Origin of the sequence: Plantactinospora alkalitolerans, from assembly GCF_015690345.1 — a bacterium.
GTDB classification, from domain to species: Bacteria; Actinomycetota; Actinomycetes; order Mycobacteriales; family Micromonosporaceae; genus Plantactinospora; species Plantactinospora alkalitolerans.
Genome location: NZ_JADPUN010000192.1, coordinates 1 through 19,896 on the forward strand (window position 1 = coordinate 1; position 19,896 = coordinate 19,896).

Below are 19,896 nucleotides of genomic sequence, written 5' to 3' on the forward strand. Positions count from 1 at the left end.
GGGCGGGCCCGGGTGGCGGTGGCACGGGGTGGCGGCCCTGATCGCCGTCCGCCGGGACGAACGCGCCCGGGCCGCCGTACACCTGCGGGCCGGGATGGACGGGGCGGTCGTCACCGTCGCCGACCGGGAGAACACCGACTTTCTCCAGGTGGCGCGGTCGCACGCCGCCGAACAGGACGGCGACCAGCAGTTGGCGCTCACCCACCTCGGCGGGTTCCTCGAACGCCGGCCCGGCGAGATGACGCTGACCCACCAGTGGCTGCCCGGACTCCTCCGGCTCGCCCTGGCCGTGCACGACCGGTCGGCGGCGGAGGCCGCGCTGCGCGCCTGTCAGGCCGAGGCGGCGGCCGAAGAGGTCCGGGCCCGGGCCACCGCAGCCGCCGCCTGGTGCCGGGGACTGCACGACACCGACCCGGTACCGCTACGGTCGGCCGTGGAGCACTACCGCACCGCCGGTACGCCGGTCGAGCTCGCCGGGGCGCTGGAGGACCTCGCCGTCGTGCTCGCCCAGCGCGACGACGGAACCGGCGCCCGCGCCGCCGTGACCGAGGCGATCGAGGTGTACGGCGGGTTCGGTGCGGCCTGGGACATCCGGCGGGCCGGGGCGCGGCTGCGCCAGTACGGGATCCGTCGTGGTGTGCGCGGTGCCCGGACCCGGCGTGCCGTACAGGGCTGGGACGCCCTGACCCCGACCGAACACAAGATCGCGTTGCTGGTCGCGGAGGGCCGGTCGACGCCGGACATCGCGCAGAGCATGTTCCTCACCCGGCGCACGACCCAGACGCACATCTCGCGCATCCTCGCGAAGCTGGGAATGCGGAGCCGGGTGGAGATCGCCCGCGCCGCGTTCAACCGCGACCCCGAGGACATCCCCGCCGCCCGGTGACGCCGCGCCGGCGGATCCGGGCGCTGGACGGTAGCGCCGGGATTCCAGGCGCGGGACAGTAGCGCCGGCGGATCCGGGTGCTGGACAGTAGCGCCGGCGGATCCGGGTGCTGGACGGTGGCAGCCGCCCGTCCGGGTCTGGAGGGGACCCGGACGGGCGCACTCCCCCCTGCACCCCCCGAGGAAAGCACTCAGCCGAGGAAAGAGCTCAGCTGGCCGGGCCCACGGACCTCCAGGGCTCGTGGTCCGGATCGGCCCCGGTGCCGGGCGCGTTGCCCTGGGTCCACCACTTGGCCCGCCAGACCTTGCCGTTGTACTTCACGGTCACGTTCTCCACCGACTGCGTCGACGGGTCGTACACCTTGGTCGAGGACCAGGCCGGCGCCGAGCAGCCACCGCCGGCCGGCGTCGTCTTCGCCGCCCCCCGGTTGTGATCGGTGGTGGGCGCGTACGTCGTGCCGCCGACCTTCACCGTGGTGTTCACCGGCCCGGTCGCCGGAATGTAGTAGACCATCGGCACGTCCAGGCTCTTGCCGGCCGGAATGATCTGGCAGTAGTCGAGCGTCAGGCTGACCCGGTGGAAGTCGCCGGCCAGCCCGGAGCCGGCGTTCGGACCGGTGTGGCCCGGCTGCACCTTCCACCGGCCGCCCTGCTCGCCGGTCTGCCAGTCGCCGTCCTTGATCAGCGCCGGGGTGGACGTCGGCAGGTCGAACGAGACGACGTTGTCCTTGCCGCCGCCGAGTGTCGCCCCGGTGTTGTTGCTGATCCGCAGGGTCGGGGTCAACGGCCACAGCTTCGCCGTCTCGTTCGGGTACTGCACCAGGTCGACGCTCACGTCGATCGCCGACGACGGCGGCGTCACCGTGCTGCCGGCACTGCGGCTGTTGTCGTACGCGTCGAAGCCCTGAAGCCGTTCGTGCAGCCGCTGGGTCAGGCTGTACCCCATCACGCACGGGTTGCGGGCGGTCGTCTCGGCGCTCGGCGGGCACTCGTAGTCACCGGACAGCTCCCACATCATCACGCCGCCCGCGCCGCTGGCGTCGACGTAGTCGATGATCTGGTCCAGGCTCCGGGTGTCCTGGATGGACAGATAGGTCTTCTTGTCGGCGTTCCAGAGCGAGGACGTCCGGGTGGCCTCGTTCCATTTCAGGGCGTACGTCCCGGTCAGCCTGTCGGCCGGGGCGTCGGCGGGGGACAGGCCGACGCTCTGGGCGTACCGGGGCATGATGTTGTGTTCCAGGTTCCGGGCGTGCCACATCGGGCTGACACCCGCGCCGACCTCGCCGCCGTCGGCGGACAGGTCGTGCCAGATGTTGTCGATGCCGACCGCGCCGTTACCGCACGGCCGGACCAGCCCGGTGCCCGGCTGGCAGTTCGTGCCGACGGAGTTGCCCCACAGGCCCGACTCGCCACCCGTCACGTTGCGCCAACCCCGGGTGTAGTACGGGATCCCGATGTTGATCCGGCCGGCCTGCAACGCGCCACGTAGGTGGTGGAACGCCCAGTCGGTGTTGAAGTAGCCGATCTTCTGGTACTCCGGGGTGCTGTACAGCTCGGCCAGCTCCGGGTCCTTGCCGTCGTCGTACAGGGCGGCGTTCGGGCCGACCACGTCGTTCCAGGTGCCGTGGTAGTCGTACGCCATCAGGTTCGTGTAATCCTGGTAGCGCAGCGCCTTCTGGTTCTCCATCCCGCGTACCAGGTAACCCGACGCCGACGAGGCCGAGGTGAGCAGGTAGTAGCGGTCACCCTTGGCGGCGGACGCCCTGTCCAGCTTCTCCCGCAGCGTCTTCATCAATGCGGTGTACGACGTCGCCAGGCCCTTGCGCCGGGGCTGGGCAACCGCCCAGTCGTTCGGGTTTCCGGTGTCGTCCAGCGCGGTCGGATACTCGTAGTCGATGTCCACGCCGTCGAAGCCGTACCGGTCCAGGAACTCCACCACCGAGTCGGCGAAGGTGTTGATCCCGCTCTGGTTGGTGGTGCCGTCGGCGTTGGTGGTCATGGCGTAGAAACCGGTGGTCTCGGCCCAGCCGCCCACCGAGATCAGCGTCTTCACCCGGGGATGCAGCTTCTTGTACTTGGTCAACTGATTGAAGTGCCCCCGGTACGGCAGGCTCGTGTCCGGCTCCGCACCGGGCAGGTCCCAGGTCATTCCGGTGGCCGGGTTACCGGGACCGTCGGCGCCGACGGAGATCCTGTTCGCCTCGATGTGCGCGAACGCGTAGTTCAGGTGCGTCACCTTCGACCACGGAATGTTCTTGACCAGGTAGTACGGCTTCCCGTCGGCGCCGGTACGGGCACCGTTGAAGTAGCCGATCACCCGCCGCTCCCGGTCGTTGCCGAGCCACTCCCTGCCGTCCGTCTGGTAGTCCGCGCAGTACGGCGTGTTCGTGCCGGAGGTCGGGATCAGCCCGTCCGGGCGGCACTGCGCGTGCTCCGCCCGCATCGCCGGCCGGGGGCCGCCGTCGTCACCGCCGGGGTGCTGCTCCATCGGATCGCCGGCACCGCCGTTGACGTAGATCGACCGGCCGCGCGGGTTCCGCTCGAGAATCTCGTCGATCAGGCCGCCGCCGGGGAAGTCCATCATCACGATGCCGGTCCGGTCCATGGTGCTCCGGCCACCGAAGTTGCCGCTCCGGTCGGGATAGAACTCCGGGCACCGGCCGTCCGAGTTGCGCAGGCACTGGAGAAGGAACTGGTTGATCCCGGTGGCCGTCGGCGTGCCCCCGGCCACGGTGTACGGGTTCGCCCAGGTACCCGTACCGCTGGTGTAGTTCATGTACAGGGCGTCGGGTTTGTGCGTGTGCCGGGTCTGCTCGCCCCGGTTGGCATCCCAGACGCCGTTGGTCTTCCGGAGATGGGTCCGGACTTCCTCCCACTTGTCGTCGATGCTGCTGATGTCGTAGACCTCGAACTTGTCCTGGACGTACTCGTCGTACGACCCGCCGGCCGGGTAGAGCTGGCCGATGCCGTAGCCGTCGTAGATCCGTCCGCCGGGTGCCCGGAAACCGAGCAGTACGACCTTCCCCCGGACCTCGCCGAGGTTCGGGGTCGACGCCTGCGGCCCACCGTCGACCGACGGCGTCCAGAACATGTCCTGCCAGGCCTTGCCCTGGGTGGTGTTGTCGCCGTCACCGGTGTAGACCCGACCGTTCAGGTACGACTCGAAGACCTTCGTCCGCCACTCGTCGGTGCCGTACCCGTCCGCGTCGTAGCAGGTGGTGAGGTCCTTGCCCGCGCACTCCGCCTTCAGGTTCAGCAGAATCGTCTCGGTCGGATTGGCGTTCAGGAACGCCTCGATCTTCGTCAGTACGTCAGTGAAGTTGGCCCACTGGTAGTAGACGCCGTGGTGGACCGTGAACGTCAGACCGGCGTCGCCCCTGTCCACCCGGACCCGGATGTCGAGCGACCGGATACCGGCCTTGAACTGGGGCGTCAGCGTCTGCGCGGAGTACCCGTGATGCTCCTGGGTCTGGGTGATGCCGGTGGTCAGCAGATCACAATCGCTGCCGTCCCGGGGTGGCGAGTAGCCGCACAGCGCGAGGCTGTCATGGGTGCCGGGAATCGACAGGTCGGCCAGGCTGGCGTCGTCCGGGACCTGGGACATCCAGTTCACGTTCGCCGGCGAGGCGGTGGTGATGCTGCTGTAGTAGTCGTTCGCGTACGCCGGATCCGATCGGGCGAGCACGGCCACCATGCTCGCGAGCAGGGTCAGGACGAGGAACGGCACCGACAGCCTTCGCGTCGACAGCAACCTCCCCCCGGACGTGGCCGGGATGGCGGGAACGTCTGTGTTCATCGTGGACCTCCGGTTCGGATCGCCACAGCCGACGCCGGACCGCCCGGAATGCCTGGCTACCGCGACAGGGCAATCGAAGGGGCGACCGACGGAAGCGATCGTCGTCGAAGTCTGCGGCCGGCGTCGCGGCAAGACATCTGTCAAATGACGACGATGTCCGACACGGTCCTCCTACCGAGGGAGGAGGACGGCTCGTACCGGAGGCCGGCGGCCGGGCCTCCGGGCGGGTGTGTCAGGGCGGCGCGGCGACGAGCGTAGGAGCATGACCTACTTCCCGGTTCCGCTGCGGCAGGCCGTACGTTGGCACCCGCCGCTTCTGTACGTCGCCGCCGCGATGGCGGCACTCGCGATCGTCTCCCTGGTCGGGCTGGCCGTCGACGACCGGATGCTCGGCAACGTGTCGGTCTGGCTCAAGCCGTTCAAGTTCGCCGTCTCGTTCGTCGCCTACCTGGTGACCCTGGCCTGGATGGTGTCGCTGATGCGGCGCAGCCGCCGGATCGCCTGGTGGGCCGGTACGGTGGTGGCCGTCTTCGGCGCCCTGGAGGTGGCGCTGATCGTCTTCCAGGCCGCCCGGGGCAGGCAGAGCCACTTCAACAATGCCACCCCGCTGGACGAAACGATCTTCGGGGCGATGGGCGCGACAATCGGGGTGCTCTACCTGGGCAGCCTGGTGCTCGCCGTGCTGCTGCTGAGGCAACGGATGTCCGACCCGGCCGTCGCGTGGACGGTGCGGCTCGGCCTGATCATCGCCCTGGTCGGGATGGCGCTCGGCTTCCTCATGCTGCGCCCCACCCCCGAGCAGCAGGTCGGCGACCTCGACACGGAGGGCGGGCACAGCGTCGGCGTTCCCGACGGCGGACCGGGGATGTTCCTCACCGGCTGGAGCACCACCGGCGGCGACCTGCGGATCCCGCACTTCCTGGGCATGCACGCCCTCCAGTTGCTTCCGCTGCTCGCTATCGCGCTGGTGGTGCTGGCCGGACGGTTTCCCCGGCTGCGCGACGGCGGCGTACGCCTCCGGCTGGTCCTGGTGGCCGCCGCCACGTACGCGAGCCTGCTCGCCCTGGTGACCTGGCAGGCGCTGCGCGGACAGCCGCTGATCCACCCGGACGCGACGACGATCGCCGTGGCCCTCGGGCTGGCGGGAGCCAGTACCGTCGGCGTGCTGATCGCCCTCCGCCAGCCCGCGCCGAGCCCGTCGAACGAGGACGAGCGGTCCGCCCCGGACCTGTCGAGCGAGGACGAGCGGTCCGAAGCGCAGGTATCGCTGGCAGCCACCGGAGCATGATGACCCTGTCGGCACTGTCCACCGTCGGCCCGATCCCCGCCGCCGGGCTCCCCGGCGGCGGGTCCGCCGCCTAGGCTGGCGACGTGCTCATACGCTGGCTGACCCGGATCTTCGATGACCGGTACGCATGGCTGCGGCTGACGCTGTTGGGCCTCAGCGGAGTCGGCTACCTTCTGGTGGGACACGACTCGGAGGACGCCCCGCACGCCGTGCTCGACTGGCTCGCCGTCGGTGCCGCCCTCGCGCTCTGCCCGGTCGCCGTGCGCTGGCCGTTCGCCGGTTTGCTGACCGCGTCGCTGGTGTTCGGCCTGGCCGGATCCCTCGGTCAGGCCGATCCGGTGGTGCCCGAGGTCGGTGCCACCTGGATGATGCTGGAACTGGCCCTGCGGGCGCCGACCCGGCAGTTGGGTGTCGGAGTGGCCGCGCTGGTGGCGGCGCAGCTCACCGATCTCGTCGAACGGCTGCCGTCGGGGCTGCCGGGCTGGCTCTACGACATGGCCGTCACGGTCGGGGTGCCGCTGCTGATCGGGCTCAACATCCGGGCGAGCCGCCAACTCGCGAGGCAGGCCGACCAGCGGGTGGCGGTCGAGGCACGGGCCGCCCGCACCGGCGAACGCGCCGCCATCGCGCGCGAACTGCACGATCTGGTGGCGCACCACGTCGCCTCGATGGTGCTGCGGGTCGGGGTGGCGCGACACGTGCTCCGCGACACCGACTCACGGGTCACCGAGGTCTTCGACGACCTGCACGACAGCGGCACCAGCGCGCTGGCGGACCTGCGCCGGCTGGTGTCCGTACTGCGTAATCCCGCGATGGTCGCGGACGGGCCGGCGTACGTGCCGATCGAGCCGGGCGCCCTGCCGGACGCGCTGGCCACGACCGTGGATCGGGCCGTGAAGACGGGCCTGACCGTGGACGCCACCATCGATCCGGCGGTGGCGACCCTGGACACCGTGCGCGGGCTGGCGGTACTGCGCCTGACCCAGGAGGGCCTGGCCAACGTGGCCAAGCACGCCGGCCCGACAGCGCGGGCCCGGCTCTGTGTACGGATGGTCGACGGCGCGGTGCACTGGGAGATCACCGACGACGGCGGTGCGTACGGCGCCGACGGCGGCACTGCGGCCCGCCGGGGCGCCGACGGCGGTCCCGGGACCCGGCGGGCTGACCGACGGGCCGACCGGCGCGCCGAACTGGGGGCGTCCGACACCGGACCCGGACACGGGCTGACCGGCATGCGTGAACGTGTCGAGGTGCTCGGCGGCCGGCTCGCCGCCGGCCCGGCCGACGACGGGTGGCGGTTGCAGACCGTGCTGCCGGCGGGGGTGGGCGGATGATCCGGGTCCTGCTCGTCGACGACCAGCGGCTGGTCCGGGCCGGGCTGCGGATGCTCTGCGAGTCCGCCCCGGACATGGACGTGGTCGGCGAGGCGGAGAACGGCCAGCAGGCGATCCGGCTGGCCGAGCAGGTCGCGCCGGACGTGGTCCTGATGGACCTGCGGATGCCGGTCGTTGACGGAACGGCCGCCACGGCCCGGATCCGCGCCAGCCGACCGGCGGTCCGGGTGGTGGTGCTGACCACCTTCGACGACGACGACCACCTGTTCCCCGCGTTGGCCGCCGGCGCGTGCGGGTTCCTGGTCAAGGACGCCACTCCGGACGAACTGCTGGCGGCGGTGCGGTCGGCCGCGGCCGGCGAGACGCCGTACAGCCCGGCCGTGCTGCGGCGGCTGGTCGACCAGGCGGTACGGGCCCGGCTCGGCGAGGCGACCGCCGCTACGCTGCCGGCGAGCCTGACCGCCCGGGAGCGCGACGTGCTGGCGCTGGTCGGCGCCGGGCTGTCCAACCGCGAGATCGCCGACCGGCTGCACCTGGGAGTGACGACGGTGAAGACGCACGTGACAAACCTGCTGGCCAAGACGGGTACGGCGAACCGGATCCGGCTGGCGCTACTGGCCGCCCAGTCCGGCCTGGTAACCGAAGCCTGACCGCTACGGAACCTGGCGACGGCCGATACCCTGACCTACTCCAGCACACGAGCCGACGGGAGGACCCTTGAGGACAGTCATGGCCAGGAACCGTGAGGCCGGCCAGCGGTCCGACCGGGACCACCAAGGCGGTTTCCAGCCGGATCCCGGTACGTCGTCGGTGCCGGACCATGCCGGGGTGACCTGGGAAGCGCATCCACGCTATGGCGACATCCCGTACCGGGACACAGCCGGGGGTTACGACCTGGACTACCGACCGGCGCTGCCGGCCGGCGCTGTGCGGGGAGACCCGCATCGGCAGCGCGACTTCTGTAACCACTGCCAGCCACCGCGGTACTTCTACCTGGACGAGGAGAGGACCTGCGTCGAGTGCGGGCGAGGCTTCGTGTTCGGCGCGACGGAGCAACGCTTCTGGTACGAGCGGCTGGGCTTCCAGATCGAGTCGGTGCCGATCCGCTGCCCGGCCTGCCGGCGGGCGGACCGTAGCAGACGACGCCTGCAACGGCGGCTCGCCGAGGCGACGGACGCCGCCCGTCGCCAGCCTGATGACGCGCTGGCCCAGCTGGTCCTGACCGCAGCAACCGTCGAGCACGTCTGCGGGCTCGGGACCGGAAGCCTCGACTCGGCGATTCGAGCCGCCCGCAAAGCGGTACGCCTCGACCCGAACCTGCACCTCGCGCACTACTGGGAAGCCCGGGCGCAGGAGCTGGCCGACCGGCGCGACAAGGCGATCGAGGCGTACGGGCAGTTCATCGACGCGGCGCGGCACAGCAAGCGACGGTCGACCCGGCAACTGCTCGACGACGCGCTGCGGCGCCGTGCCGACCTTCAGGCGCGATCCACCCGGTCGCCCGATGGGGGCGCGTCCAACCCGGGGGCAGTCGCGGGCTGAAGCTCCGGCGTGCCGAGTCGGCAGGCGGCCAGTGCCGCCCGTACCGGCTGGCGGCCGTTGAACCGGAACCGCACCAGTTCGGCCGCCGCCAGGTCGACGACGCCCAACGATCGCCGTCGCCGCGCCGCCACCCAGCGCACCAGGGCGCTGGGATCCGGCATCGGTCCGGTGAAGTGGACCAGCGTCGCGTACCAGATGTTCCGGTCGAAGGCGGCCTCGAACTACGCGTCCGCGCCCAGTTCGACGCCGAGTCGGGCCGCGAAATCGTCCGCCGCCGTATCGACCGGGTATCCGCACGCCATGATCCCCGAGGGGGTGAGGGTGAGGCCGCGCAACTGGAGTCGTACCGGCCGGGACATCTGGGCCGCCCGGTGCAGCGCCGCCGCACATCGGACAACCAGTGGATGATCGACGGACAGGTCCGGCCGGTACGCCTCGATCGCCCGTACCGTGAAGTGCACCGCCTGCGGTGCGCCGGTGGGCCAGTGGCCGGAGCCCGCGACGGACATCGCTTCGGCGGTTACCGTGGTCAGCCGATCCGCGAACGTCCCGATCTTCTTCGCGGTTGTCTCAGGTTTCCTGATTCTCTCGCGCGACGTCACGCCCACGACGCTGATCCCGATGTCGTTGAGTGTTGTTGGCGGGGCCTTCGGCATCTCCACCTATCTGGTGGGCTATCAACCCGTGCTCGCTCGTCGCCTGCTCGTCGCCGCGCTGGTCTTCGCCGCTGGGCTTAGCCGGCATGATCCTGGTGAGAGCGGTGATCGAAAAATTACCATCGTCGTCGAAGCCGAAGGACGAACAGCCGAACAGACGGACTGACGGCTGTGTCACATCGCTGATCCGTTTCGCATGGGCTACGTGACGCCTTCACCTCGTCCACCATTCGATGGAGTTCCTGTCCCGACGTACGTTGCCACGCGGACCGCCAACTGATTGTCTTGGCCCCGCTCCACGGAGTGTCCACACGAGACGGGAGATCAATATGGTGGCGGCTCGCGAGACGACGCTGCAAGAGTTGTTGGAGGGCTCGAAGCAGTATCAGATGCCGCTGTACCAGCGAACGTACTCGTGGACCACGGAGCAGTTCGAACGCCTGTGGGAGGACATCCTGAAAATGGTGGAGGACCGGGCTGCGGGAGCGAGCGGGACGCACTTCATCGGCTCCGTCGTGCTGGCGCCCAGTCCCGCGAACGGGCCCGCCGGCGTTCAGGAGTTTCTGGTGGTGGACGGCCAGCAGCGGCTCACCACCCTGTCCCTCCTGCTCTGCGCCATCCGCGACCACCGCGCAGCACACGAACACCCCGAGCACCGGGACCGGATCGACCAGCAGTATCTGATCAACAAGTGGAAACCGGAGCAGCACCGCTCGAAGCTCGTTCCCACCCAGGCCGACCGGGCGGCGTACCTGGCCTGCCTGGACGCGACCCCGCAGGCCGGCGGTAGTGACCAGGTTGGTGCGGCGTACCGGTTCTTTGCCGCGCAGCTCGCCGCAGCCGACGATCCGGACGATCCGCTCGACATCGAACGCATCGAGGACGCGGTCATCTCGGGGCTGGGACTGGTTTCGGTCACCGCCCAGCCGGGCGACAACGTCTATCGGATCTTCGAGTCCCTCAACAACACTGGTCGAAAGCTCACCCAGGCTGATCTGCTGCGCAACTACCTTTTCATGCGGCTGCCCACCCGAGGCGAGGCCGTTTACCACTCCCTGTGGCTTCCGCTCCAGAAGAAGCTGACCTCCAACGAGCTCGAGTTGCTCTTCTGGCTCGACCTGGTGCAGCGGGACGCCCGAGTCAAGCAGACGGACATCTACTCCGGGCAGCGGGACCGGTTGAACCGAATGAGATCGGAGGAGGAAATCGAGGCAGAGGTGCGGCGTTTCAGCCGCCTCGGAGCCCTCCTCGGGACCATCCTCCATCCGGGCGAAGAGCAAGACCTCGGCGTACGGCGGCGCCTGGCGCGCCTGAGCGCCTGGGGTACGACCACCGTCTACCCGCTCCTGCTGCACCTGCTGGACCGCCGGGAGCAGCAGACGGCGACCTCGGCACAGATCGCCTCGGCGATGCTGTACGTCGAGAGCTTCTTCGTCCGGCGTCTCGTCATCGGCCGGGCCACCGCCAACATCAACCGCATCCTTCTCTCGGTCGTCACCGAGATGAGCGAGGAACTGCCGGTCGACGAGGCGGTTCGGGCATACCTGTCGGTCGGCCGGAAGCACTACGCCACCGATTCCAGCGTCCGTAACGCAGTTCCGTCGATGCCCTACTACCTCAACGGTCGCCCGCATCAGCGCAACCTGGTGCTCCAGTGGCTGGAGGAGTCGTACGGCAGCAAGGAGCCGGTGGCGCTCGACTCGCTGACCGTCGAGCACGTGATGCCGCAAACAGCCACCACCGAGTGGCGGCAGATGCTGGGCAGCGACCTCGGGCCTGAGGAGAACTTCGCCGAGGCACATGAGGCCCTGGTCCACACGCTCGGAAACCTGACCCTCACCGGCTACAACTCCGAACTGAGCAACAGTTCGTTCGCGGTGAAGCGCGTCAAGCTGGCAAAGAGCGGGATCGCCCTGAACCAGGAGATCGCCACCCAGGACCGATGGGGACGCGTCGAGATCCATGCCCGCGCCGGATCCCTCGCCGACCGGATCATCTCGATCTGGCCGGGACCCAGCACCGAGGAGGCGGATCACAGGTCGGCGGTGCTCTGGGACCTCATGCACAAGGCACTCGCCGAGCTTCCGGCCGGTTCCTGGACCACGTACGGCGACGTCGCCGCACTGATCGGCAGCCACCCGGTGCCCGTCGGCGCCCGGCTGGCCACCTACCCGGCCCCGAACGCCCACCGGGTCCTCCAGGTCGAGGGCACCGTGTCACCGGGCTTTCGGTGGGTCGACCCCACCCGTTCCGACGATCCTCGGGACCTGCTCCGGGCCGAGGGCGTGGAGTTCGACAGGTACGAGCGGGCCAACCAGGCACAGCGCATCGTGGCCGAGGAACTGGCGCAACTTGCCGGAATGACGCCCGGGGATCTGCCTGGACCGCGCTCGAATCGGGACCTCCCGTACGCCGACCGGTTCGTCGAGCAGTTGACAGATCTGCAGAGCCCGAAGGTCGCCAACGCCACCCTTGCCGTGCTCGATGCCTGGACCGGGCTGGGCGGGACCCTGGGCCACGGCAGCGGCGGCGAAACCTCGTGCTTTCTCCTGGCTCGGGACAAGGAGCACGAACTCGGCAGCATCTGGCCCGCGGCGATCTACCCGAGCGGAAAGTTCGAGATCGTGTTCCAGCACCTGAGCGTCCGTACGCCGTTCGACGACGTCACCCTCCGAGAGGAGCTTCGACAACGGTTGAACCAGCTTCCGGGCGTGGACATCGCTTCTGCCAAGATCGCCCTCCGACCCGGCTTTCCGCTGGAGGTCCTCGTCGATCCCACGGTCCGTGACGCGTTGCTTGAACATCTCGGCTGGTTCTACGGGCAGGCACAGGCACGTACTCCGGACACCTCAGCCGGGGTCTAGGCAGTAGGACTTGCCGCGGCCTGTCGGCTTCGGCCTCCAGCCACCGCCCGACCATGACGGCGGGGGACACTGGCTCCGGATAGCGACTGCTATCTTTGGCTCAACTTTGACCCGGGGGGTGGTCCATTGTCGAATGAGAGTGACTACGTCCGAGCGATCCGAGAACGGGCAGCGGATCTCTCGATGGCCCTTGGGGTGATCATGCTCATCACTATGTTCTTCATTGGCATAACGCCCGCCCTTCCGGGACAGCTGGCGTGCGTCGTTGGCGGAGGGCTCGCTGTTGGCGTCTATCGAGCGTCCGAAACCTCTCAGTCGCGTTTCTTCGGTCTGTGGGCCGCCATAATGACGTTCGTGGGGATAGCTGGGGTGGGGCTGGCCATGTGGCTGTCCGAGCAGGGATACTGGGAGATCCAATGAGTTTTGTGGTGCAACCGGATTCATTGGATAGGTACGCGAGTCAGGCGAGCCGGGCTGCGGAAGACAGTGCGGCAGTGAAAGGCTACCTCGAAGGTTTTCCAACCCCGATCGGCACCGATGGCGGCGCTCTAATCTGGCTGATCGGCCCTTCTCACGGCGACGCCATGACCGCTGCGATCGGCGCGACAAACAGGGTTTCGGAGGTGCTGGAGGCCAGTGAAACCGGATTGAAGTCCGCTGCCAGATACTATCGGACCTCCGATGCCGCTTCCGCAGCTCGGATGGACGGCTCGCTCACCGCAAGCCGACCTCCAACCAGAGAGTCTCGGCTCGACCGACAATGGGCGACTGATCCCTGCCCACCATCCTTTACGGACAGCCGCGACCCGAACGGCCGGCTTACTCCGGTCGCCGACGTCGAATATTCCCACCCGCTGGCGTTCATGGACAACATCAGCATTTCGAACTGGGCACTGAAGGCGTTCAAGGAGGTGCTCGGGTTCAACCCCCTGGAACGAGTCATGGAGCACTTCGCCGGTGACTGGCAGTCCATCGCAAGGGGTGGCGTGGCGCTCGGCCGCGCCGGCGAGGCAATGCAGGACCTGGGCTACAACATCCAGGGCGGAGCGATAGCGCTGCGCGACGACTGGTCCGGCCGTGCCTCCGACATGGCCTTCACACACTTCACCCGCCTGGCGCACGGGGCCGCCGACCTGCACGATCCGTTGAAAGAGATGTCCAAAAGGTTCGACGAGATCGCGCATGGTGTCTGGAGCACGTGCGAGTCCCTCAACGGCATCATCAAGTCGATTGTCGACGCGGCGATCGTCGCCGGCATCGCGGCGGCGGCCGGAACGGTTACGGCCGAAACGGGTATCGGGGCGGTCGTCGGTTATGGGGTGGCCGCCGTCGAAGTGGCCAACATCTTGAGGTTGTGGGCGGAGGCCACGAAGGCGATACAGGCTCTCTACGGACTCGTGCAGATCGCTGTCGGAGTGATCGAGGCGCAGATCACCCGTCTACGGGATGTGACGATCCCGAACATGTCCGGCTACACCTCCTACCGCCATCCGATGGTCCCCGACTCGGTGGGGGTGCACTAGCCATGCACGACAGCGTCTACGAGATCGCCGGTGACGACCCACGGATCGCCAAGTTGCTACGTGCCAGCCTCACCAAACTCGCCAGAGGGCCAGCGGGACCGCTTCAGGAGATGGCGGAGAGCGTACTCAGTGGTCAGCAGGATCTACGCCTCGCTGCGGAGTCCGACGCGTACGGCTCCGAGCTGGGTGATGCGTTCGGCCAGTTCTGGTCGCACTACGAAACGCTGGACGAGACGCAGCGACAGGAGCTGGTCGAGCAGACCGAGGGACAGCTCGACGAACTGCTCGCTGAGCCGACTGACAGGTCCCACGGCGCTGCCCGATGAGCGGCAACGGGGAAGGATCACCTGCCGCAGGCCGGGGCCGCCGGTTCTCCGCCATGCCGACCGCGTGGCACAAGCTCTGCTGAAGTGGCCGTCTCACCTGGCGATCCGGATCACACCTGGACGTTTTTCCTTTCCGTCAGCGGGATGTGGCGGGTTTGATGGCCGCGTACCAGCAGAACATCCCTCGTGTGATCGGGACGCCTCATGCCACCAACTGACCTGACCAGGATCGGCGCGCGCGCCGAGGCCGAACTGTTCTACCAGTTCGGCGCGGTCGCGCCCGCGTCGGCCGCCGAGGCGCTCGGCATCACGGTCGGTCGGATCGGCGACGGGGTTGTGCTTTCGGTCCGCAGGGACCCGATGGGCGGTTTCTGGAACAAGGCGATCGGATTCGGCCTCACCGAACCCGTCACCGACAGGCTGGTCACCGAGATCCTCGATTTCCACCGGCGGCACGGCAGCCCGTCGGCCCAGCTCCAGATCACTCCTGAGGTCCTTCCGGACAATTGGGCCGAGATCATCGCCGCGCACGGACTCACCCCCGGCGGTGTCCTGGTGAAATTCGCGGGCGAGGCGGCGAGCGTCAAGCCGGCCACCACCGATCTGCGCGTCGGGCGGATCGGGGAACGGGACATCGACGAGTGGGCGGCGCTGACCATCGAGGTCTTCGCCGGTCCACACGAGCACCTGGCCGCGCTCCTGGCGGCGACGGCCCGGACCGACAGCTTCCAGGGGTTCGCCGCCTGGGACGGCGACCAGATGGTCGGGGCCGCCAACCTCTTCCTGTACGGCGAGACGGCGCACCTCAACTCCGGCGTGACACGGAAGAGTCACCGCAACCGTGGAGTGCAGTCCGCCCTGATCGCCGCGCGGGCCGAGTACGCCGTCGCCGCCGGACACCGCTGGCTCGTCAGTGAGGTCGCCAAGCCCGCTGTGGAGGGCGGCAACCCTTCGCTGAACAACATGGTCCGCGCCGGACTGATCCAGCAGTACGACCGGACGACCTGGATCTGGCGGCCGGAGAGCGCCGCCGAACAGGGCTGAATCGCAGCGCTGTACCCGAACGAGCCACCGGGTGGTTCCCCGACCGGGCGAGCCGGATGATCCCCAGGGGTCGGCAGAGTGATGGGGGCGGAGCTGTCAGGCGGTCGGGCTCAGCGGCTGGTACCTGCTGATCTCCGCCCAGTCCAGCAGCGTGGCGATCCGGACGACGATGGCGATGTCCGTCGACAGTTTCTCGCCAGCGGCGCCGGAGGACCTGCTGTTCGACAGCGCGACGAGTGCCGTCTCCTGAAAACCCCAGCACGGCAGCCGCTGTTCCGTCAGCATGGCGACCTCGGGCGTGGCCACCAGCCGGGCCAGGGCCGGATCGGTGATCCTGGCTACGCTCTCCTCGTCGCCGCGTAACCGGTGCACGTCGGCCGAGGCGAACAGCGGCACCCGGTACGGCAACGGCACGACCAGCACGGTTTCGATGTCCGGAGGTCCAAATCGTCGCGGCCGGTAGTAGTCGAAGACGAGGAAGGGAACACCATCGATCTGGCCACGAAGGACGGCATGCGTCGCCACGTCGGGCGCAACCGGCCGCTCGGTCCATTCGGACGACCCGAACCAGGCGGCCATCACGAGCCGCAGCGTGGGACCGAACTCCGGAAGCAGTGTGGCGTCGGTCTCGGCAAACTGCCAATCGTGGGCCGTGGCGAGCGACCGCCGCTCGTGCTCGCGTCGACCCCGTGCCCGCCGGTTCTGGACCTGGGCGACCGCCATCAGGATCGCGACGAGCAACAGCGCCTCGATCGAGGCCGCGAGCAGCCAGCGCAGCAGACCGTGCGGGCGGAAGCCGCTCTCTCCCCACGCGGTCGCGAGCGCGAAGGGAGCGCCGAAGAACATCATCCAGCCGAACACGACGATGATGTTCGGCCCACTGAACGCGTCGTCGAGCGCACGGCCGATCAGGATCGAGAGCAGACCGGTGAGGAAGCACGCGATGGTGAGTGCGTAGAAGGTGGGCAGGCCCAACTCGACGAGCCCTGCGATGATGGCCGAGAGTACGGCCACGCCCAGGATGGTGACGATCCCCTTCACAGCATTTCCCCCGTCGACGAGACTCGACGGATGATCGCATAGCGGCCGATGCTCCACCACCCCTGTTTCGACCGTTTCACTGTCAGATCCGGTACCTCACGAGGTCTGTCAATCCGGGAGCGGGCCGGTCGCGGGGCGAAGCCCCGACTTCCGCCAGGCTGCCGCCTCGTCGGCCAGCACCAACGTCGTCCAACCGCCGCCGAAACAGCGTGGACCGCCGTGCAACCTCCCGACGAGTTCCCGCCAGGTATCGCGGTCCTCGGACGCGAGTAGCCGGGTGGCCTCGACGACGACGATGCACTGCCGTGACGACGGCCATGTACCGCCGAGTTGGCTCAGCAGCTCGTACCAGCCGTACCTGGCCCGGTAGGGGAGTTGCAGCGCGGCGACGAACTGGTCGACCGCCGCCGCCCGGGTCGTACACGCCCCGCCCAGCACCATCCGGACCTCGACGTCCGCCACGAAGTTGTCGTCGATGTCGAGGGCGATCTCAAGGCGTCCGATGAAGGATGTCACCTGTCGGGCCGGCAGATCGATGGCACACACCCGACCCCGTGCGGCGATCACCTGTTCGATGAGGTCGTCGAAGGCGTCGTCGCTATCGTCGTCGCGTTGATTCCCGGTCATGTTCCCCACAGACCTGTCGGAGGGTTACACACTGCTCAGTGTTGACGCCTCGGCCGGGCCGTGTCACGTCCTGTCGGGCAGCCACTGCGAAAGCAGTCCAGGATCGGCAACGGCGCCTTCCACCTGCTGGCGCTCGTGCCCGTTCAGGATGAAGAGAAGCGAGTTTCCGGACGGGTCGACGACCCTGAACCGGGACGCGCCGGGCCACCGCGCACATGGCAGAACCGGTGGCCGGCGCCCGAGCGCCCGTCAGGCGGTGTAGAGGACGGAACCGGCCGGGACCTCGCCGGCACCCGACTCGACCCCCACCGTCGTCATGCCCGGTCGCCCGTGTAGCTCGATCGTCCTGATGGTGGTTCGGATGGTCTCCCCGGCCGGTGTCCGGATCGCCACCGCGTCTCCGACCGCGAGGTGCCCACCGGCGCGTCGTCCGGACAGCATCAGAAGGTTACGGCTGGCGAGGCGGTGGACGAACTCCACCCGCAGCTCCGCCCGTTCCTCGTCGTTCACTGGGTGTTCCTCCGCCATTCCTCCACGAACCGGTCCTCGGACCCGTACGCCTCGTCCTCCAGCGGGCCGGTGTTGCTGGTCACCCGCCCCTCGCGGTACTGCTCGACGTGGATGCTCTCATGGCCGAGCGTCCGGACCAGGGTTTCCTCGTCGATAAAGGCGGCGGGGCCGAGCTGGACCCCGTCCGCGTCGGTACGCGCGATCGCGCCCATGAAGTCCAGATAGGCGATGTCGTCCGGGGTCTCGATGACCTCGATGTTCACCCCGCGCAGGTCGACGCCGGCCAGCTCTGCGTAGCGCTCGATCGTCTCCCGGTCGCGCGGCAACCCGAGGCCCTCGTCCATGACCTGCCGGTTGGACACCGAACCGGACCGTGAGTGCAGTACGGGAGGCGTCGCCGAGTCCGTGCCGCCGCGCTTGCCGAGCCGACGCACCAGGTCGGAGAGTTCATCGATCAGGTCGCCGAGCCGGGAGAGCATCGGTGCCAGCCGGCGCAGGCTGGTGATCAGTGCGGTGATGACCTTGCCGATCCGGGCCACCCACTTCGCCACCAGGCTGCCCACCTGAGCCACCACCAGCGGGGTCGCCACGCCCAGCGTCAGGCCGGCCTCGGCGAGCCACATCGGCAGGCGTACCGCCAGCACCGAGACGAAGTCGGCGATCAGGTCCCGGACCATCTCCCGGACCAGCGCCACCAGCAGCCCGGCCGCCTCGACCAGCGTGCCTACCCCGCCGGCTCCGCGCCCGATGCCGTCCATGGCCTGCAACTGGGTGGCCGCGTAGGACCGGTACGCCTCCGCTGACGCCCCGCCCCACTCGCTGATCTCGGTTGCGAGCGCGGCCTTGAACTCGGCGGCCACGTCGGCGGAGTTGGCCGCCACGTTCCGCCAGGTCTGCGCGAACGCGGTGATCTGGTCCGGGTCACCGGCGAGCCAGTCCAGCGCGTCCGACAACGGCTTGACGTGATCCAGCAGCCACGCCACGCCCCAGCTCACCAGCGAGCCCAGCGGATCCAGCACCGCGCCGAGGGCGTCCAGGCCGGCGGAGACGCCGCCGATGGTGGTGTCGATCCAGCTACCGGACTCGATCCCCGCGACCGTGTCGGCGACGCTCTCGACAAGGCCCAGCCCGGTGTACCACTCGGTCGAGTCCTGGCGGGCCGCGATCAGCGGATTGCCTGCCACGTCCGTCACAGCGGCAGCTCGATGTGCCGACCGCTCGCGGTTACCCGCTGCGCGCTTGCGGTGTCGGTCGATTCCGTCGAGCTGGCGACGGTGCGGAGCCGGGTCGCGGTCTCGTGCAGGCCCGAGGCCAGCTCGCCGAGTGCCGACACCGTTCGGTCGGCCAGTGGGTTGATCAGGTTGGGCAGGAACGCGCAGATCTGCCCGTACGCCTCCGCGCCCATCTGCACGTGGGCTGCGGCGGCGCGGCCGGTCTCGATCCCGTCCGCGGCGGTGTCCGCCGATCCGGCGTGCCGATGCAGCGCCGCCACCGGAACCCGCATCTCGCCGTCACCGGCCACGGGGCACATCCCGACGGTAGTCGTCGGTTCCGGCTTCGTCCGGCGGGTCCGTCGGGTCCTGCGGTTCCGGAAACCGCCGGACGTACGACTCCAGCACCGCCTGCCCGGTCTCGGACTCCACGCCCACCGTCTCGCGTACCAGCGAGGTCACCTCGCCGGCCAGTCTGGACTGTGCCTTGGCGATCGTTCCCATGATGAGCCTGGCCAGCGCTGTGGCGGTCAACCGCTGCACCCGGTCGTCGAGTTCCAGGGCGGTCAGCACCCCGGACGACGCCACGGTCACCCGTACGGCTCCGTCCGCGCCGGTCGCCGAGGCGGTGACGGTGGCGACCCGGTCCGACAGTTCCGTGGCCGCCGCCGCGCGTGCGGACACCTGGGCCGTCCAGGAGCGGACCCACTCCTGCGCCCCGTCAAGATCTCGTCCCAGCATCAGCAGCTCCCTGCCGGCCACCGGGCGCCACGTGGCGCCGCATGATCATTCCATGCTGCACCATATCGGCTACGTCGATTCCGATGATCTACGCCCTCGGTATCCCGACCGGTCCGATCCGACCTCCGCGGTGTGGAGGACGGGAGCGCCCTCCACACCGCCATCGTGTGGTGGTCGGATCAGGTGGCGCTGCAGGACGGCGTCATGCCCGATCCGCTGCCGGTGCCCTGGAAGCCGAACTCGGTCGACTGGCCGGCGGCGATCCGGCCGTTGAAGCTCACGTTGGTGAACGTGACGGCGCCACTGTTGCCGCTGCGCTGGGTGTTCCAGGCGTTCGTGATCGTGGCGCCGGACGGCAGGGTCATGCCCACCGTCCAGCCGTTGGTGCCGGATGAGCCGGCGGTCACCCGTACCGTGGCGACGAAACCGCCGGTCCAGGAGTTCAGTGACACCGAGGCGGAGCAACCGCCCGGCCCCTGCGTCGGCGGGTTGGTGGGCGGGTTGGTCG

At 69.0% G+C, this 19,896-nt stretch carries 19 protein-coding genes; 10 read left to right on the plus strand and 9 right to left on the minus strand.

The window, feature by feature from the left end; translation table 11 throughout:
- Window positions 1-886: helix-turn-helix transcriptional regulator (locus tag I0C86_RS20585; RefSeq protein WP_230394491.1), on the plus strand; the 886-nt coding region annotated here is incomplete at its 5' end.
- A 207-nt stretch (window positions 887-1,093) separates the two neighbouring features.
- Here the strand turns inward: I0C86_RS20585 and I0C86_RS20590 are convergent.
- Complete coding sequence (locus I0C86_RS20590) at window positions 1,094-4,681, minus strand: phosphatidylinositol-specific phospholipase C domain-containing protein (protein ID WP_196202901.1); 3,588 nt, start codon at window positions 4,679-4,681, stop codon at window positions 1,094-1,096.
- Window positions 4,682-4,943: 262 nt separating this feature from the next.
- Here I0C86_RS20590 and I0C86_RS20595 point away from each other — a divergent pair, with 262 nt between their 5' ends.
- The 4 genes from I0C86_RS20595 (at window position 4,944) to I0C86_RS20610 (ending at window position 8,845) form a co-directional block, all read left to right on the plus strand.
- The gene (locus I0C86_RS20595; RefSeq protein ID WP_196202902.1) at window positions 4,944-5,969 is read left to right on the plus strand and encodes a hypothetical protein; all 1,026 of its coding nucleotides are present in this window, start codon (window positions 4,944-4,946) and stop codon (window positions 5,967-5,969) included.
- An 83-nt stretch (window positions 5,970-6,052) separates the two neighbouring features.
- Window positions 6,053-7,303 (plus strand): sensor histidine kinase, encoded by a 1,251-nt coding sequence (locus I0C86_RS20600; RefSeq protein ID WP_323373752.1) that lies wholly within the window; start codon window positions 6,053-6,055, stop codon window positions 7,301-7,303.
- Window positions 7,300-7,953: a response regulator gene (locus I0C86_RS20605; protein WP_196202903.1), complete on the plus strand. Its 654-nt coding sequence runs from the start codon at window positions 7,300-7,302 to the stop codon at window positions 7,951-7,953. The genes I0C86_RS20600 and I0C86_RS20605 overlap by 4 nt, the downstream gene beginning before the upstream one ends.
- Window positions 7,954-8,032: 79 nt before the next feature.
- On the plus strand, window positions 8,033-8,845 hold the full coding sequence (locus I0C86_RS20610; protein WP_196202904.1) for a zinc-ribbon domain containing protein: 813 nt from the start codon (window positions 8,033-8,035) through the stop codon (window positions 8,843-8,845).
- A gap of 221 nt (window positions 8,846-9,066) precedes the next feature.
- Here the strand turns inward: I0C86_RS20610 and I0C86_RS20615 are convergent, their stop codons facing one another.
- Window positions 9,067-9,354 (minus strand): hypothetical protein, encoded by a 288-nt coding sequence (locus I0C86_RS20615; RefSeq protein WP_196202905.1) that lies wholly within the window; start codon window positions 9,352-9,354, stop codon window positions 9,067-9,069.
- A 16-nt stretch (window positions 9,355-9,370) separates the two neighbouring features.
- On the opposite strand from I0C86_RS20615, the gene I0C86_RS20620 reads away from it, so the two are divergent.
- The 5 genes from I0C86_RS20620 (at window position 9,371) to I0C86_RS20640 (ending at window position 15,258) form a co-directional block, all read left to right on the plus strand.
- Window positions 9,371-9,667 (plus strand): hypothetical protein, encoded by a 297-nt coding sequence (locus tag I0C86_RS20620; RefSeq protein WP_196202906.1) that lies wholly within the window; start codon window positions 9,371-9,373, stop codon window positions 9,665-9,667.
- 163 nt (window positions 9,668-9,830) lie between these two features.
- Complete coding sequence (locus tag I0C86_RS20625) at window positions 9,831-12,365, plus strand: GmrSD restriction endonuclease domain-containing protein (protein ID WP_196202907.1); 2,535 nt, start codon at window positions 9,831-9,833, stop codon at window positions 12,363-12,365.
- A 416-nt stretch (window positions 12,366-12,781) separates the two neighbouring features.
- Window positions 12,782-13,888 (plus strand): hypothetical protein, encoded by a 1,107-nt coding sequence (locus I0C86_RS20630; RefSeq protein WP_196202908.1) that lies wholly within the window; start codon window positions 12,782-12,784, stop codon window positions 13,886-13,888.
- Window positions 13,889-13,890: 2 nt separating this feature from the next.
- Window positions 13,891-14,214: a hypothetical protein gene (locus I0C86_RS20635; protein ID WP_196202909.1), complete on the plus strand. Its 324-nt coding sequence runs from the start codon at window positions 13,891-13,893 to the stop codon at window positions 14,212-14,214.
- Window positions 14,215-14,418: 204 nt separating this feature from the next.
- Complete coding sequence (locus tag I0C86_RS20640; RefSeq protein ID WP_196202910.1) at window positions 14,419-15,258, plus strand: GNAT family N-acetyltransferase; 840 nt, start codon at window positions 14,419-14,421, stop codon at window positions 15,256-15,258.
- A 96-nt stretch (window positions 15,259-15,354) separates the two neighbouring features.
- Here I0C86_RS20640 and I0C86_RS20645 read toward each other — a convergent pair whose 3' ends face one another.
- From I0C86_RS20645 to I0C86_RS20675, 7 genes are all read right to left on the minus strand, one after another.
- The gene (locus I0C86_RS20645) at window positions 15,355-16,299 is read right to left on the minus strand and encodes a hypothetical protein (RefSeq protein WP_196202911.1); all 945 of its coding nucleotides are present in this window, start codon (window positions 16,297-16,299) and stop codon (window positions 15,355-15,357) included.
- Window positions 16,300-16,407: 108 nt separating this feature from the next.
- A complete protein-coding gene (locus I0C86_RS20650) occupies window positions 16,408-16,926 on the minus strand; it encodes a hypothetical protein (protein WP_196202912.1) in 519 nt (172 codons plus the stop codon).
- A 249-nt stretch (window positions 16,927-17,175) separates the two neighbouring features.
- Entirely contained in the window at window positions 17,176-17,436 is a 261-nt protein-coding gene (locus tag I0C86_RS20655; RefSeq protein WP_196202913.1) for a hypothetical protein, read from the minus strand.
- Window positions 17,433-18,629, minus strand: coding sequence for a WXG100 family type VII secretion target (locus I0C86_RS20660; protein WP_323373753.1), 1,197 nt, complete (start codon window positions 18,627-18,629; stop codon window positions 17,433-17,435). The genes I0C86_RS20655 and I0C86_RS20660 overlap by 4 nt, the downstream gene beginning before the upstream one ends.
- Window positions 18,626-18,958, minus strand: coding sequence for a type VII secretion target (locus I0C86_RS20665; RefSeq protein WP_196202914.1), 333 nt, complete (start codon window positions 18,956-18,958; stop codon window positions 18,626-18,628). Before I0C86_RS20665 ends, I0C86_RS20660 begins: the two co-directional genes overlap by 4 nt.
- Window positions 18,948-19,388 (minus strand): YbaB/EbfC family nucleoid-associated protein, encoded by a 441-nt coding sequence (locus tag I0C86_RS20670; protein ID WP_196202915.1) that lies wholly within the window; start codon window positions 19,386-19,388, stop codon window positions 18,948-18,950. Before I0C86_RS20670 ends, I0C86_RS20665 begins: the two co-directional genes overlap by 11 nt.
- Before the next feature lie 179 nt (window positions 19,389-19,567).
- A partial coding sequence (locus I0C86_RS20675) for a cellulose binding domain-containing protein (protein WP_196202916.1) occupies window positions 19,568-19,896 on the minus strand: 329 nt, incomplete at its 5' end.